The 14,241-nt window shown below is 69.1% G+C and carries 15 protein-coding genes; 3 read left to right on the top strand and 12 right to left on the bottom strand.

All coding sequences use genetic code 11. The features are described from left to right. Positions 1–52: 52 nt before the first annotated feature. Positions 53–421, bottom strand: coding sequence for an Rv2175c family DNA-binding protein (locus tag NY1_RS23775; protein WP_067717407.1), 369 nt, complete (start codon positions 419–421; stop codon positions 53–55). 120 nt (positions 422–541) lie between these two features. Between NY1_RS23775 and pknB the strand changes: the two genes are divergently transcribed. Next, the gene (gene pknB / locus NY1_RS23780; RefSeq protein WP_084535280.1) at positions 542–2,587 is read left to right on the top strand and encodes a Stk1 family PASTA domain-containing Ser/Thr kinase; all 2,046 of its coding nucleotides are present in this window, start codon (positions 542–544) and stop codon (positions 2,585–2,587) included. Between the two features lie 81 nt (positions 2,588–2,668). Here pknB and NY1_RS23785 read toward each other — a convergent pair whose 3' ends face one another. Then, entirely contained in the window at positions 2,669–4,057 is a 1,389-nt protein-coding gene (locus NY1_RS23785; protein WP_067717411.1) for a class II 3-deoxy-7-phosphoheptulonate synthase, read from the bottom strand. 194 nt (positions 4,058–4,251) lie between these two features. Between NY1_RS23785 and NY1_RS23790 the strand changes: the two genes are divergently transcribed. Further along, complete coding sequence (locus tag NY1_RS23790; RefSeq protein WP_067717773.1) at positions 4,252–4,749, top strand: polyadenylate-specific 3'-exoribonuclease AS; 498 nt, start codon at positions 4,252–4,254, stop codon at positions 4,747–4,749. 74 nt (positions 4,750–4,823) lie between these two features. On the opposite strand, the gene NY1_RS23795 is transcribed toward NY1_RS23790, so the two are convergent. The 8 genes from NY1_RS23795 to NY1_RS23830 form a co-directional block, all read right to left on the bottom strand. Beyond that, the gene (locus NY1_RS23795; protein ID WP_067717413.1) at positions 4,824–5,549 is read right to left on the bottom strand and encodes a lysophospholipid acyltransferase family protein; all 726 of its coding nucleotides are present in this window, start codon (positions 5,547–5,549) and stop codon (positions 4,824–4,826) included. Positions 5,550–5,720: 171 nt separating this feature from the next. Further along, a complete protein-coding gene (locus NY1_RS23800; RefSeq protein WP_067717415.1) occupies positions 5,721–6,716 on the bottom strand; it encodes an ROK family glucokinase in 996 nt (331 codons plus the stop codon). Next, a complete protein-coding gene (locus NY1_RS44695; RefSeq protein ID WP_233434448.1) occupies positions 6,713–7,294 on the bottom strand; it encodes a hypothetical protein in 582 nt (193 codons plus the stop codon). The genes NY1_RS23800 and NY1_RS44695 overlap by 4 nt, the downstream gene beginning before the upstream one ends. After that, positions 7,291–8,544 carry an ArsA family ATPase gene (locus tag NY1_RS23810; protein WP_067717417.1) on the bottom strand — a complete coding sequence of 418 codons (1,254 nt, stop codon included), beginning with the start codon at positions 8,542–8,544 and terminating at the stop codon, positions 7,291–7,293. The genes NY1_RS44695 and NY1_RS23810 overlap by 4 nt, the downstream gene beginning before the upstream one ends. Before the next feature lie 41 nt (positions 8,545–8,585). Then, a complete protein-coding gene (locus NY1_RS23815) occupies positions 8,586–9,023 on the bottom strand; it encodes an SRPBCC family protein (RefSeq protein WP_067717418.1) in 438 nt (145 codons plus the stop codon). A gap of 56 nt (positions 9,024–9,079) precedes the next feature. Then, positions 9,080–9,466, bottom strand: coding sequence for a polyketide cyclase / dehydrase and lipid transport (locus NY1_RS23820; RefSeq protein ID WP_067717419.1), 387 nt, complete (start codon positions 9,464–9,466; stop codon positions 9,080–9,082). Positions 9,467–9,476: 10 nt separating this feature from the next. Further along, positions 9,477–10,628 (bottom strand): glycosyltransferase family 4 protein, encoded by a 1,152-nt coding sequence (locus tag NY1_RS23825; protein WP_067717422.1) that lies wholly within the window; start codon positions 10,626–10,628, stop codon positions 9,477–9,479. Between the two features lie 170 nt (positions 10,629–10,798). After that, positions 10,799–11,389 (bottom strand): TetR/AcrR family transcriptional regulator, encoded by a 591-nt coding sequence (locus NY1_RS23830; protein WP_067717424.1) that lies wholly within the window; start codon positions 11,387–11,389, stop codon positions 10,799–10,801. Between the two features lie 89 nt (positions 11,390–11,478). On the opposite strand from NY1_RS23830, the gene NY1_RS23835 reads away from it, so the two are divergent. Then, complete coding sequence (locus NY1_RS23835) at positions 11,479–11,931, top strand: SRPBCC family protein (protein ID WP_067717426.1); 453 nt, start codon at positions 11,479–11,481, stop codon at positions 11,929–11,931. A gap of 9 nt (positions 11,932–11,940) precedes the next feature. Here NY1_RS23835 and NY1_RS23840 read toward each other — a convergent pair whose 3' ends face one another. Both NY1_RS23840 and NY1_RS23845 read right to left on the bottom strand, forming a co-directional pair. Then, on the bottom strand, positions 11,941–12,942 hold the full coding sequence (locus NY1_RS23840) for a hypothetical protein (protein ID WP_067717427.1): 1,002 nt from the start codon (positions 12,940–12,942) through the stop codon (positions 11,941–11,943). A gap of 72 nt (positions 12,943–13,014) precedes the next feature. Further along, positions 13,015–14,064: an NlpC/P60 family protein gene (locus NY1_RS23845; protein WP_067717430.1), complete on the bottom strand. Its 1,050-nt coding sequence runs from the start codon at positions 14,062–14,064 to the stop codon at positions 13,015–13,017. Positions 14,065–14,241 lie beyond the last annotated feature (177 nt).

The raw sequence follows: 14,241 nt of genomic DNA on the forward strand, positions 1-14,241 counted from the left end.
CCGCTTTCACGCACCCCGGCATGTCAATGCCGGGGTGCGGATCAACTTCCGCTCAGAACGGGTCCGCGGCCGCGCGGCGAATGACCTCACGCGCCAGGGGCCCGTGCAGGGCGTCGATGGGGCGACCCGGGAGCGAGTCGTCCTCTTTGTAGATCCATTCCAGGATCTCTTCGTCGGTGTATTTACCGTCACGCATGACGGTGATCAGCGGGGTCACATGCTTGGCGACGGCCCCGGTGGAGTCGAAGAACTCCTTGGGGATGCCGGCCACGCCGTCGCGGCGGACCGCGATGATCTGGTGGTCGCGCAGCATCTGATGCACCCGGGTGACCACCATGCCCAGCTGTTCTGCCACGTCGGGCAGCGGGATCAGGGTCACCGAGTCCGGCAGGACGTCTTCGCTGCAAGGAAAGGCACTCACGGCGATAACGGTAGTCGCTCGCGTCGCCACGGTCGCATCACACCCCGACGCGACTACCATCGGGTGAGCCGCACCGGGCGGCCTGGGACGTGGAAGGGCAATACTCAGTTGATCGGCGAGATGCTGGAAGGGCGCTACCGCATCGACGCGCCGATCGCGCGTGGCGGTATGTCCATGGTGTTCCGGGGGGTGGACACCCGGTTGGACCGACCGGTCGCGATCAAGGTGATGGATCCGAAATTCGCCTCCGATCCCCAATTCCTGACGCGATTCGAACTGGAGGCGCGCGCGGTCGCCAAGCTCAAGCACCCGTCGCTGGTCGCGGTGTACGACCAGGGCGTGGACGGCGACCACCCCTTCCTGATCATGGAATTGGTGGAGGGCGGCACGCTGCGCGAGCTGCTGCGCGAACGCGGCCCGATGCCGCCGCACGCGGTGCGCGCGGTAGCCGAACCGGTGCTGCAGGCCATCGGGGTGGCGCACGCAGCAGGTCTGGTGCATCGCGATATCAAGCCCGAGAACGTGCTCATCTCCGATTCCGGCGAGGTGAAGATCGCCGATTTCGGCCTGGTGCGCGCCGTCGCCGAAGCCAAGATCACCGCCGACAGCGTGATTCTCGGCACGGCCGCCTATCTTTCGCCCGAACAGGTCACCACCGGCGATGCCGACGCCCGCAGCGACGTGTACTCGGCCGGCATTCTCATCTTCGAAATGCTCACCGGCCGTACGCCTTTCACCGGCGACAATTCGCTCTCGATCGCCCTGCAGCGCACCGAGAAGGACGTGCCCAGCCCGAGCCGGTTCATCGGCGGCGTCCCGCCGGAGATCGACGAACTGGTCGCGCACGCCACCGCCCGCGAACCGTCGCACCGCTTCCCCGACGCCACTTCGATGGCCAATGAGCTACGCCGGATCGCCCGCGAACTGCAGCTACCCGACTACCGGGTGCCCGCGCCGCAGGAATCGGCCGAACACCTCAGCGCCCGCTACCAGGTCGGCGGCCCGACGCCGCAGATGCCCGCCCGGGCCCCGCACACCCCCGCCCCGGTTCGGCACGCCCCCGCTCGCCACGCCCCGCAGGCCGCCGGCGCGCGCCAGAGCCCGCCCGGCGCAACCGATCTCACCACCAGACTCCCGGTGGACCCGCCCACCGAATTCGTGCAGCCGCCGCATCAGCAGACCCGGGTGATGACCGCCGCGCGCGAACTCGCCCCCGATTACGCACCGCCCAGCGCCCCGCCCACCCAGCAGCAGCCGCCCGGGCGCGGCGATTTCATCGAGGATCGCGGCAAGTCCCGGCGGCGGGTGATGATCTGGCTGGGCATCGTGATCACCCTCGCACTGCTGCTCGGCATCGGCGGCTGGTGGCTCGGGGTGGGCCGCTACGACGCGGTCCCGTCGATCGCGGGCATGGATCAGCAGAAGGCGGTCAGCACCCTGCAGTCCGCCGGTTTCGAAACCGAGATCCGCAACAAGGCTTCCGATACGGTGCCGGCCGGCAATGTGGTCGGCACCGATCCGTCCGCCGGCAGCAAGGTCCTCAAGGGCGCGACCATCGCCGTGCTGGTGTCCAGTGGTAAGCCCAAGGTCCCCGACATCCAGCCCGGACAGGCCGTGGACGCTGTCAACAAGGCCATTCGCGAGGCCGGATTGACGCCCGTGGACGCCGGCGAGGTCGGCAGCACCGCGCCCAAAGGCAGTGTGGCCAAGGTCGATCCGGGCCCCGGCACCGTGCTGCCCGCCAACGCGCAGGTGAAGGTCTACCGCAGCAAGGGCTCGCAGCCGGTCAAGGTGCCCGATGTGAGCGGCAAGACCGAGGAAGAGGCGCGCACGGCCCTGCAGAAGGCCGGGCTGACCGTCAGCTCCACCCGCAGCGAATACGACGGCAAGGTGAAGTCCGGGCAGGTCATCGGCACCGATCCCGCGTCCGGCACCACTGTGGACTCCGGCAACGGCGTGGTGCTGCTGGTCAACAACGCGCTCGAGATGCCCTCGGTGCTCGGCAACAGCGTCGCCACCGCGCGCGCCAAACTGGAGGGTATGGGGCTGACCGTCACGGTGCGGCAGCTGGCCTCCAACGATTCCTCGATCGTCATCTCGCAGAGTGTCGCGCCCACCGCGAACGTGGAGCCGGGCGCCAATATCACGCTGGTCGCGTTGCCCTGATCGCTAACTCCCATAGGAAATACGTACGGCCCGATCGGATTCCGATCGGGCCGTACGTATTCGCTTGTCGCGCAGGGATGATCAGCGCAGCATTTCCGCGACCAGGAAGGCCAGTTCGAGGGACTGCTGAGTGTTCAGGCGCGGATCGCAAGCGGTCTCGTAGCGCTCTTCGAGGTTGAGGTCCGAGATGTCCTGCGCGCCGCCGAGGCATTCGGTGACGTTCTCACCGGTGAGCTCGATGTGCAGGCCGCCCGGATGGGTGCCCAGCGCGTGATGCACCTCGAAGAAGCCCTGCACCTCGTCCACGATGCGATCGAAATGCCGGGTCTTGTAACCGGTCGACGCCTCGTGGGTGTTGCCGTGCATGGGATCACACTGCCAGATCACCTGATGTCCGGTGGCCTGCACCTTCTCGATGATGGCGGGCAGCACATCGCGCACCTTGCCATTGCCCATGCGCGCCACCAGGGTCAGCCGGCCGGGCTCGTTGTTCGGGTCCAGGCGCTCCACGTACTCCACGGCCATCTCCGGCGTGGTGGTGGGACCGATCTTCAGGCCGATGGGGTTGGCCAGCAGTTCGGCGAAGGCGATGTGCGCGCCGTCGAGCCCGCGGGTGCGCTCGCCGATCCACAGGAAGTGCGCCGACAGGTCGTACAGCGACGGCTCACCGGTCACCGGATGCTCGGCCAGCCGCAGCATGGCGCGCTCGTAATCCAGCACCAGCGCTTCGTGACTGGCGTACAGGCGGGCGCTGGACAGGTTGGGATCGTTGACCCGGCAGGCGTTCATGAACGCCAGCGCGCGATCGATCTCGGTGGCCATGGCCTCGTAGCGGGCGCCGGCCGGGGACTGGGCGACGAATTCGCGGTTCCAGTCGTGCACCTTGTGCAGGTCGGCCATGCCGGCGGAGGTCAGCGCGCGCACCAGGTTCATGGCGGCCGAGGCATTGGCGTAGGCGCGCACCAGGCGCGAGGGATCATGTTCGCGCAGACCGGCATCGGCGGTCAGCGAGTTGACCATGTCGCCGCGGTAGGACTTGAGGCCCAGCGCGTCGGTGTCGGAGGACCGCGGCTTGGCGTACTGGCCGGCGATGCGCGCGACCTTGACCACCGGCAGGCTGGCGCCGTAGGTGAGCACCACGGCCATCTGCAGCAGGGTGCGGATATTGCCGCGGATATGCGGTTCGGTGTTGTCGGCGAAGGTTTCCGCGCAGTCGCCGCCCTGCATGAGGAAGGCCTCGCCGCGGGCGACCTCGGCCAGTCGTAGCTTGAGTTCCTCGACCTCGGCGGGCACGCAGATGGGCGGCACGGATTCGAGCACGGTGCGCATCTTGGCGGCCTGCTCGGGATCCCACGAAGGCTGCTGCAGCGCCGGTCGGGCCAGGGCGTCGTCCAGACGCCGACGCAGCTCGGCGGGCAACGGGGGCAGCTCGGGCAAGCGATCGATCGGTACGTCGACGGTCCAGTTCACCCGTTCAGAATACGGACCGCTATCGGTGACTTGGACCACCCCCAGGGTGAGGATGACTCACACCGTGCCGGATGGTCTGCGCCTGCCGGGCGGGAGCCGGGCGCGGTTGCCTAGGCTGGCACATCGGACGATCCGCGCGGATCGGCGAGCTTGTCGGTGGCGGCGGTCAGCGGCGACGAACTGAGGAGAGAACCATCCGGTATTTTTACGACTCGGAATTCATCGAGGACGGGACCACCATCGACCTGGTGTCGATCGCCGTCGTCTGCGAGGACGGGCGCGAATATTACGCCGTCTCCACCGAATTCGATGCGGAGAAAGCCGGCCCGTTCGTCCGCCGCAACGTGCTGCCCAAGCTGCCGCCGCCCTCCTCGCCGCTGTGGCGGAGCCGGGAGAGGATCCGCGACGACCTGTACAAGTTCCTGGTGCCGCGCCCGGGCGTGGAGCCCGAGCTGTGGGCGTGGGTGGGCGCCTACGACCACGTCGCGCTGTGCCAGCTGTGGGGCTCGATGGTCGATCTGCCGAACGCGTTGCCGCGCTACACCAATGAGCTGCGCCAGCATTGGGATCAGCACGGCCGGCCCGCGCTGCCGCCGGTGCCGAAGGACGCGCACGACGCGCTCGCCGACGCCCGGCACAACCTGGCCAAGTTCGAGGCCATCGAGGCGCATCGGCGGATGAAGGCGTTCTGAATCCGCAGGACCGCTGAAACGACAGAACCCCGGGAATCGCTCCCGGGGTTCTCTGCTTTGCGCCAGGCTCGGACTCAGCCGGCCATGGTCTGCGGGACGCGGTCGGCGTCCGGGCGCGAACCCGAGGGCACGCCTTCCTTCAGGCTGGCGGCGTACACGTCCACGTACTCCTGGCCGGCCATGGTCATGAGCTCGTACATGATCTCGTCGGTGACGGCCCGCTCGACGAAACGGTTGCCGCCCATGCCCTCGTAGCGGGAGAAGTCGATCGGCTTGCCGAACTTCACGGTCACCTTGCGCGGGCGCCAGCGGAACGGTCCGGGCGGGCACACCTCGTCGGTGCCGATCAGGGCCACCGGGATCACCGGGACACCGGTCTCCAGGGCGAGGCGTGCCACACCGGTCTTGCCCTTGTACAGGCGGCCGTCCGGGGAACGGGTGCCCTCGGGGTACAGGCCGACCAGGCGGCCTTCCTCGAGCAGCTTGCGCGCGGTGTTCAGCGCACTTTCGGCAGCGCTCGCGCCCGAACGGTCGATCGGGTACTGGCCGGTGCCGGAGAAGAAGAACTTCTGCAGCCGCCCCTTGAGGCCCGGGGTGGTGAAGTACTCGGCCTTGGCCAGGTAGGTGATGCGCCGGGGGCTGGCAAGCGGGGTGAACAACCAGTCGGTGAACGACAGGTGATTACCGGCGAGAATCGCCGCACCCTCGGCCGGTATGTTCTCGACGCCTTCGACCTTGGGCCGGTTCAGCAACTGGATCAGCGGTCCCACGAAGACGAACTTCAGCAGCCAGTAGAACATTGCGTCCTTTCCCCTGTTTCGATACCCGGGACCGGCCTCGTTGCGGGCACCACACTCAAATGCCCACCCTACCGCTGAGACCGATCGGTGACCAACCTCTCCCCCGCCCAATGTGATCGGTTCATCCACCTTTTACGAGCTGAAGGTTGGTTGAGACGTGGGCGTGGCGGATCAGTGGTGGGCGGGGATGGCGTCTTGGGGGGCTTCGAGGGCGGCTCGGGCGAGCTCGGCGGCGCCGATCATGCCGGCGGCTTCGCCCAGTTGGGCGGTGCGGATGCGGGCTAGGCGGCGGTGGCGGGCGCCGGTGATGGAGGCGGCGTAGTGCTCGCGGGCGTCGTCGAGGAAGAGGGGGGCCGAGGTGCTGACGCCGCCCGCGACCACGATCAGGTCGGGGTCGAAGATGTCGCTGACGGCGGCCAGGCCGAGACCTAGCCAGCGGGCGAAGTCGGCCATTACTTCCTGGGCTACGGGGTCGCCGTCCTGGGCCGCGCCCGCTACGCGGCGGCCGGTCAGGGAGCCGGGGTCGCGGAGGGCTTCGCGGGCAAGGACTTTGGAGCGCTGGGGGTCGGTGGCCAGCATCTCCAGGGCGGTGTCCACGAGAGCTGTTCCGCTGCAATAGCGTTCCCAGCAGCCGCGTTTGCCGCAGGCACAGGCGCGGCCCTGGGGGACGACCTGGATGTGGCCGAGTTCGGGTGCCACGCCGTAGCTTCCGCGATACAGCTGGCCGCTGATGAGCAGAGCCGCGCCGATGCCGGTACCGATCGCCACGAGAACGACATTGCGGCCGCCCGCGGCTGCGCCGAAACGATATTCGGCCCAGAGCGCGGCGTTGGCATCGTGTTCGAGAATGACGGGCAAGCCCAAGCGATCGGTGAGGCGTTGCGCGACCGGCGCGTCCTCCCATGGCAGGTGCGGCGCGAAACGCACGGTGGCGCGGTCCTCGTCGACGAAACCGGCCACCGCCAGCCCCACCGCGCCGATGGGATGCCGAGCGCACAGCTCACGCACCGCGCGCGCCAGACCGTCCTCCAGCGCCCGCGCGGATTGCGGGGTCGGCGCGGTCACGGTGTCGAGGACCTCACCGGCCCCGTCCACCACCGACGCGCGAATATTCGTGCCGCCCACATCGATTCCGACTGTCAACGGCACGTTCCCACCGCCGTTCATGCCTTGATGGTGACGTTGATGGGCACGTAACCCGGCTTCGACCGCCCTCGCTCCCCCGATTGGCGGCCGCCCGGCGCGGAATCCGCGGGCGCTCCGGCATTCTCGGCGCCGGGACGGCGCGCCGTCCCGGGTCCGCGCCCGAAACGCCTGCGGCGCTCGGCATCCGGTGCGCCCTCGGCCGCGGCCTCCGGAGCCTCGGGCGGAATGCCCGCCCGCTGGCTCGAATGCTGGTGGTGGGCATGGAATTCGGCCGATTCGGGGTCCAGATCCGGCGGGATCACCGGATCCACCGGCACCCCGGCCAGCGCTTCGCGCAATACCGTGACGATGGCGGTCCCATGATCGGCGATGGCGGCCACCACATCGTGATGCTCCCCGCGCACGATGGCCGCGGCCGCGCACACCGGGCACCAGCTGCAGTTGTCCCAGTTGGCGCGTCCGTCGGAAGCGGTGCGGCGCAGCACCGGTTCGACCCGTTCGAGCACGGCCTCGGCGAGCAGCCGCAGTTCCTCGGCGAATTCGGCGAAATTGACCTCGGCCGGGCCGGGCGCCGCAGTGCCATCGTGCGTACTGGTCATTTCGGCCACACCTGCGGGTCGGGACGGAATCGGATGACGAGTTGGTCGCCGTCGAGTTCGGCGGCGTCGACCGTGCACCGCCGCAATACCGGTGCCAGGCGCAGGCGCCGCCTGACGCCGTCCGCTCCCACGATCAAATCGTCCTCCACTCGTCCCAGCTGCAGGGTCGACGCGTCGACCACCGGCAGATGCATGCGCATCGCGAACACCGACTGCAGCCCTGTTCCCGACTCGAGCCGCACGTCCGGCCCGGTCGGAACGGACGTCCCGGCGTCCACGTCTGTGCCAAGCATAGGTACCGGACCCGTTCCCACCCAGTTACCACTCGCGTCGACCTGGTAGGACAGCGCGGAAAGCGCGGCCAGACCGATCGGTTCGGCCCCGGCGTGCCCGACCACTTGGACGGGAATACCGGTCATTCGCTTGCGGAGTTCGGCCACCACGTCAAGTTGTTCGCCGCGGCGATCGAAGTACCAGCGCACCGCGGGGTGCGGGTCCGCATTGTCTGCGGGAGCAGGCATTTCCGGCAGTACCCGGTTGACCAGGATGGAATCCAGGCGCAGTCCGAGCAGGGCCGCGGCGGATCGCACCCGCGCGGATTCGGCGACCGCGACCCGTTCCGGCGCGGTCACCAGGCGAGCGCCGGTGCGCTCCCGATCGGCGATCAGATCCCGCGCGCCCGCCACCGCGGACGCGATCTGCTCGACGCTGACGGCCAGCACGGCGCGCCGGAAGTCCCCGCCCGCCGCGCTCAGCGTGCGCGCGTGCGCCGGCCACACCCGCTCCAGGTAACCCAGCAGCGTGTCGGGCGTGGTGACGATGCGCAGCATGTCCGCCGACGGCGGGCAGTCCACCACGATCACGTCCCAGCGGGCGCGCGCGGCGAACTGGGTGATCTCCAGTAGCGCCAGGATCTCCTGCACGCCGGGCAGCCCGGTGAGTTCGGCCGGATCCAGCGCCCCGACGTCGACGCCGTGATCGTGTCCGGCACCGGACAGCATCAGCGCCACCGACCGGAACCGATCCTCCAGCAGCGCAAGCGAATCCACTTCGATCACATCGAGCCCGGTGGCGACCGAGGCCACCCCGCCGGGTTCGCGCCGGAACCGGAAACCCAGCGCGTCGCCGAGTGAATGCGCCTGATCCAGCGAGGCCAGCAGCACCCGCCGGCCGTCACGCGCGTAGGCGAGCGCGGTCGCGCAGGCCAGCGTCGTCTTCCCCACTCCGCCCTTGCCGACGAAAAGCTCCACCCGGGTGGTGGGCCGCGGCGGGCTCCCCTGTGTGCTCGCGGTCAGCCTTCGACCCGTTTCTTGAGTTCCTTCAAGGCCGTATCGGTGATGACCTTCTCGGCTTTGCGCTTGAACATGCCGATCATCGGAATGTTCAGGTCGACGGTGAGTTCGTAGACCACCTGGGTGGTGCCGTCCGGCAGGGCGATCAATTCGTAGGTGCCGTCCTGCGCTTTCTGCAGGTCACCGCCCACCAGCGTCCAGCTGACCGCCTTGCCGTCGGGCCGCCAGGTGTAGGACAGCGTGTAAGTGTCCTTGACGACTCCGGCGTCCAAGACGAAGCGCGCGGTGCGGGCGCGGCCGTCCGGGTACTTCTCCAGCACCTCGACCGAGCGGGCCGCGGCGACCCATTCCGGATACGACTCCAGGTCGGCGATCACGGCCATCACCCGATCCGACGGGGCGGCGATCACGATCGACCGTTGAGTGCGATCGGCCATGGGTGGCAACGCTTCCTTTCTGGACGCGGCGGGCGGACCGCCACGATGGTGGCGAACTAGCGCGCGGCGGGCGCGACGCCGGCCTTGCGACCGGCCTCCAGCCGGGCCTTCACCTCGAACGTCATCTTCTTCCCGGCGATCCGGCGCACCCGGTTGGCGGCCAGCAGGTCCCGCGCCGACATCCCCGACAGGCCCTGCGGTTCGGCGTGCATGAAGTAATGCATGATCACCCCGTCCAGCATGGGCTCCAGCCACACCTCCATGGTCCCGTTCACCGGGCCTTCCACGGTCCAGCGAATCCCCTTGTCGCCCCGGTCTTCCCGCACCTGAATCGTCAGGTCCGGCCACCACCGGCGCCACCGGCCACGATCCGCCAGCACCTCGGCCACGGCCGTGCCCGGCGCGGCGACGAAGGTCTGATCGGCAACCTGGATACTGCTCACGGCGCTGAGCCTAGCGCAGAGCCTGCGCGACGCCCGGGTCGAGGAGTTCACGTAGTCGCTCTCCCATCAGATCCCACCTCCATTGCTGCTGTACCCAGGCACGACCGGCCGAACCCATACGGGCGGCGGCATCGCGATCGGAGAGGATGGAAACGATGGCCTCGGTGATGGCCGCGCCGGAGCGGCCGTTCACAACCAGGCCGGTTTCGCCCTCGCGCACGGTTTCGGGGGCGCCGCCGGAGGTGCCCGCGACCACCGGGATCCCCGCGGCGGAGGCTTCCAGGTAGACGATGCCCAGGCCCTCGACGTCCAGGCCGAAGCCGCGGGTGCGGGAGGGCATGGCGAAGACATCGGCCAAGGTGTAGTGCGCCGCCAGTTCCTTGGACGCGACGCGGCCCGCGAAGACCACGTCGTTCTCGACCTCCATGATCTTGGTGAGTTCGCGGAGTTTGCCCTCGTAGGGGCCGCCGCCCGCGATGACCAGGACCGCACCGTCGATCTTCTTGCGGATCTCGCGCATGGCCACGATCAAGGCGTCCTGGCCCTTGCGCGGCATGAGCCGGGACAGGCACAGGATGGTGGGGCGTTCGCCCAGCCCGTAGCGTTCGCGCAGTTCCGCGCGCGCGGCCGGATCCGGTTTGAACACTTCGGAATCCACGGCGGGCGGCAGATATTCCAGGGCGGCCTGCGCGCCGAACGCGGGCGCGAACCGGCGGCGGGTGTATTTGCTGACGTAGGTCACCACATCGGTGTGATCGCCGATGACGCGCAGGGCTTGGCGCGCCCCGGGCAGCATGGACCATCCCACCTCGTGCCCGTGGGTGGAGGCGAGAATCCGCTGGGCGCCGTGTTTGCGCAGGTAGGGCGACATGAGCGCGAGCGGCGCGGCGGCGCCGAACCACACCCGGTCACAGCCTTCGTCCCGCATGAGCTTGCGCGCCCGCCGCGCCACCAGCGGCGTCGGCAGCATCAAGGTGGTGGGATGCCGGACCACCTGGAACGGCTGATCGGCATCGAACTTCCAGTGGCTGTCGCCCTTCCACCGCGGCGCGTACACCACCAGCTCGTCCGGCGGCAGCTGCATGGCCAGCGAATGCACATAGGACTGGATACCTCCCGGTCGCGGCGGGAAATCATTGGTAACCAGCAGAGTTCGCCCCATCCCACAAACCTACTGCACCGCCCCCCGATCCCCGTCCCAGCCCGAATCCTCGCGCACGACGCGCCGGTGCGGACGGACTCCGCCCGAGAAGACGCCCGACCTTCGCGCACGATGAGCCGCCGAACTCCGGCGCCCTCGCGCGAAGCAGGGGAGTCATCGACGGACGGACGTCAGCCCGCGTGCGCGAGGGTTCCATCGACCGTGGCGCGCAACTGGTCGCGCAGCTGCGCCCGGGTCATGGACGGATCGACGAAGGCGAGGGTGCAGATGCGACGCAGGGTGAGTTGCAGCGCGGCGGCGCCCTCCGGAGTGAGCGCCGGATAGGCGCGGCCGACGGTCTCCATCAGGCCGATGAGCTCGGTGGTCAGCACCTCGTCGAGGGCGGCGCGGAAAGTGTCGAGGCCGAGTTCGACCGCCGCCAGCACCGAGGGCTGTACGTAATGCAGTGCGGCCCAAGCCAACATGTCCAGGCTGGCGGTGAGCAGACCGCGGGCGTCGGTGCCGGCGCGTGCGTGCTCGGCCCGGAAATCCGTGCAGACCCGGCCCAGATTCTCGGGGTCGATGCCGAAGAGCACGAGGTCGCGTTTGGAAGGAAAGTAGTGGTAGAGCCCGCCGACCGAGAGATGCGCCTGCCGGGCGGCCTGGGCCATGGTGAGTTGCCGGGTGCGGCCGGGGGTCAGCAGCGGGCGGACAGCCAGGAATATCTCCTGCTGCCGGGCGAGCCGATCCTCCTTGGGCCGGCCGGGTTTTCCGAATCCCATGGCCGATTCCTCTCCATATCTCCTACGACTATGGCATCGGGCGCCCAGCCGGCGCGACCATCGAATCTCGAGGTTGAGGGAGGGAATCGATGACGACCCGTTTGTCCGCGCAGACCGAGATCGCCCGGCCGGCCGCCGCGGTGTGGGCGCTGCTGGCCGATTACGGCAATGATCCGAAATGGCGGGAGGGTGTGCGCACCATGGCTCCGGACCCGGAAGGCCCGGTCAAGGTCGGCACGCGCACCGCCGAGGAGCTGCGGTTCGCCGGGCGCACCTATCGCAATGACGGCGAGGTGGTGGCGGTCGAACCGGGTGTGCGGTTCGAATGGCGCACCACCAGCGGCGTCGATGCGACCGGAACGCGCACGGTCACGCCGCTCGGCGCGGACCGCTGCGAGGTCCGGTTGGAAACGCTGCTGCGCGCGCGTGGCGCCGACCGCGTGGTGGCTTTGCTGTTCGGCGGTCTGCTGCAACGGAATCTGCGCCGCGACCTGCACCGCCTGCGCGATCTCGCGGAGTCCGGCGGCCCGCACGATCAGTGACCGCGCTGGTCACGCGCCTTCGGCGGTGCGGGAGGTGATCCACGCCCGCCAGTCCGCGACGAAGGCGGAATACGGTGTGCCCAGCGTCTTCTGGAAGATGCCGTCCACCGCGGCCCGATCCTTGGCCCCGGTGGCCAGCTGCCGGTACAGCGCCACGAGCTGCTGTTCACCGAATCGATCGGCGATGAAAGCGCAGGCGGCCCAGCCCTGTTCGTAGGCCAGCGCGGGCTGCCCGCCGGGTGCGAAGAGCGCGTCGGACGGCAGCTCGGCGGGCAGTTCCCCGGCGCGAGCGCGATGGGTCAGCGTCGGCGCGGTCTCGGTGATCGGCCGCCGCAGCCCGCGATAGGCGGAGTATTCGGGGAAGCCTTCGAGCATCCACTGCGGCGAACCATCGACGGTGACGGCCCGTGTCGCCACATGCGTGAGCTCGTGCCGCAGCGTCACCCGCAGTCCGTCCGCGCCCAGCCGCCGCCCGGCCTCGGATCCGAAAACGACCCGCTGCCCCTTCGGCTGTGTGCCCGGATGGAACGGATCGGCCACCGTCGCGGCCGCCACTTCGGCGGGCACGGTTCCGGTTTCATGGGTGAGCGCGGCGAATTCGGCGGGCGAGGACGCGACCACCACGACCGGAGCCTGCGACCAGTCCGATCCCCACAGCGAGCTGACCGCAGTGGTCGCCGCCGCGAGTTCCCCGGCCAGCACGTCGATATCGCTCTGCCGCGCGGGATGCCCGACCACCGCGCCCACCTTCCCGGCTCCGGTGGGCACGGGTTCGATCACGAGCTTGCCGTAGGACTCCATGGTCCGGCGCAGCTCGGCGAGCTGCGGATCGGTGACGGTCAGTGCATCCGAAGCCGGCGCCACCGCACGCAGTTTCGGCAGTACCGAATTGGGCAGCATGAGCAGCGCCCCGCACGCGGCGGTCAGCGCGCTGACCGTGACCAGGGTGAGCGCGAACTGGAACCGCCGTTTCGCCAGCCACCACCCGCGCAGTCGCCGCAATCCCGTCATGGCAGCTCCGTACGCGGCGGGACGCAGGCCGGACCGTGGGTACGCATGCTGCCTCCTCCGGGTGCGGCGCGGTCAGAACCGGCGCGCGGAATGGAACGGGGTGGATCCCATCGGCGCGACCTGGACCGGTACGCCGAAAGTCGAAGCGTGCAGCATCAATCCGTTGCCGGCGTAGATGCCCACGTGCGAGACCTCAGAGTAGAAGAACACCACATCGCCGGGCTGGAGGTCCTTCTGGTCCACGGGCGTGCCGAAGTTGGACTGCTGCTGGCTGGTACGCGGCACGTTCTTGCCGACCTGGTGAAAAGCCCACTGCACCAGTCCCGAGCAATCGAACTGGTCGGGACCGACCGCGCCCCAGACGTAGGGCGCGCCGACCCGGGTCAGCCCGGCGGCGAGGGCGCTGGTGCCGCTGCCGGGAACCAGCCCGCGCAGCAACGAATCCCGATCGAAGCCGGGCGGGAACATGGAACCGGCCAGCGCGGACTTGTCACCGGCCGAGAGCTGACCCCAGGCGGCGATCACACCGGCGATGGAACCTTGCAGATCCGAGCGCTTGCGTTCCAGCTCGGCACGCAAGGCGTCGGCCTGATTGCTGGCGGCGCGCGCCTCCTCGGCGGTGGCGCGCGCGGTCTTCTCGGCGGCGGTGGCGGCGTCGCTCACCTGTTTGTATTGGCTCAGTTGCTCATTGGTGCGCGCCCCGACCAGATCCACGATGGACATCTGATCCAGCAACTGCTGCGGGGAGCTGCTGACCAGCAGCGAACTGAGCCGATTGGTGCGCCCGCCGAGCAGGCTGGAGGTGGCGGCGCGATCGATGACCGGCTGATACTTCTTGATCTCGCCGCGGGCCGCTTCGAGGGCGGCGGCGGCGCTGCCGGCCTTGGCGTCGGCGTCCCGGGCGACGGTGAGCTTGTTGTCCAAGTCCGTCTGCGCGTCGAGCGCCTGCTGATTGAGCTGTTCGGACTGCCGCGACAGATCCACCAGCCGCTGCACCGCTTCCCCCGCGGATGCCGGTGCGGCGACCGGATCGGCTGTCGCGGGTCCGGCCCCCGCGGCTACCGCGATGACCCCCGCGGTCAGGGCCGCTCCCACCAGTTTCGCGGTGCGATGGTCCCGCACCCGATCCCGCCGTGTTCGATGCTGCTGCGCTGCCACCGTCGGCCTGTCCCGTTCTCTTACCCCGAGCTGGAAAAGAAGGTCTCGATAAGATTACGAAACGGCGACCGCTTGTGTCCAGCAGGCCACGAAATCATTACGGCCGCCGCTTCGTTTGCAGGTCACGACCTGCGGTTCGAG

Origin of the sequence: Nocardia yamanashiensis NBRC 100130 (genome assembly GCF_001613325.1) — a bacterium.
GTDB lineage: Bacteria > Actinomycetota > Actinomycetes > Mycobacteriales > Mycobacteriaceae > Nocardia > Nocardia yamanashiensis.

Bases quoted from the DNA above. Each gene is read 5' to 3' on its own strand.
- pknB (WP_084535280.1), top strand. From the start codon at position 542: ATGCTGGAAGGGCGCTACCGCATCGACGCGCCGATCGCGCGTGGCGGT.
- NY1_RS23795 (WP_067717413.1), bottom strand. From the start codon at position 5,549: ATGTTCTACTGGCTGCTGAAGTTCGTCTTCGTGGGACCGCTGATCCAG.
- NY1_RS23800 (WP_067717415.1), bottom strand. From the start codon at position 6,716: ATGAACGGCGGTGGGAACGTGCCGTTGACAGTCGGAATCGATGTGGGC.
- NY1_RS44695 (WP_233434448.1), bottom strand. From the start codon at position 7,294: ATGACCAGTACGCACGATGGCACTGCGGCGCCCGGCCCGGCCGAGGTC.
- NY1_RS23815 (WP_067717418.1), bottom strand. From the start codon at position 9,023: ATGGCCGATCGCACTCAACGGTCGATCGTGATCGCCGCCCCGTCGGAT.
- NY1_RS23825 (WP_067717422.1), bottom strand. From the start codon at position 10,628: ATGGGGCGAACTCTGCTGGTTACCAATGATTTCCCGCCGCGACCGGGA.
- NY1_RS23830 (WP_067717424.1), bottom strand. From the start codon at position 11,389: ATGGGATTCGGAAAACCCGGCCGGCCCAAGGAGGATCGGCTCGCCCGG.
- NY1_RS23835 (WP_067717426.1), top strand. From the start codon at position 11,479: ATGACGACCCGTTTGTCCGCGCAGACCGAGATCGCCCGGCCGGCCGCC.
- NY1_RS23840 (WP_067717427.1), bottom strand. From the start codon at position 12,942: ATGACGGGATTGCGGCGACTGCGCGGGTGGTGGCTGGCGAAACGGCGG.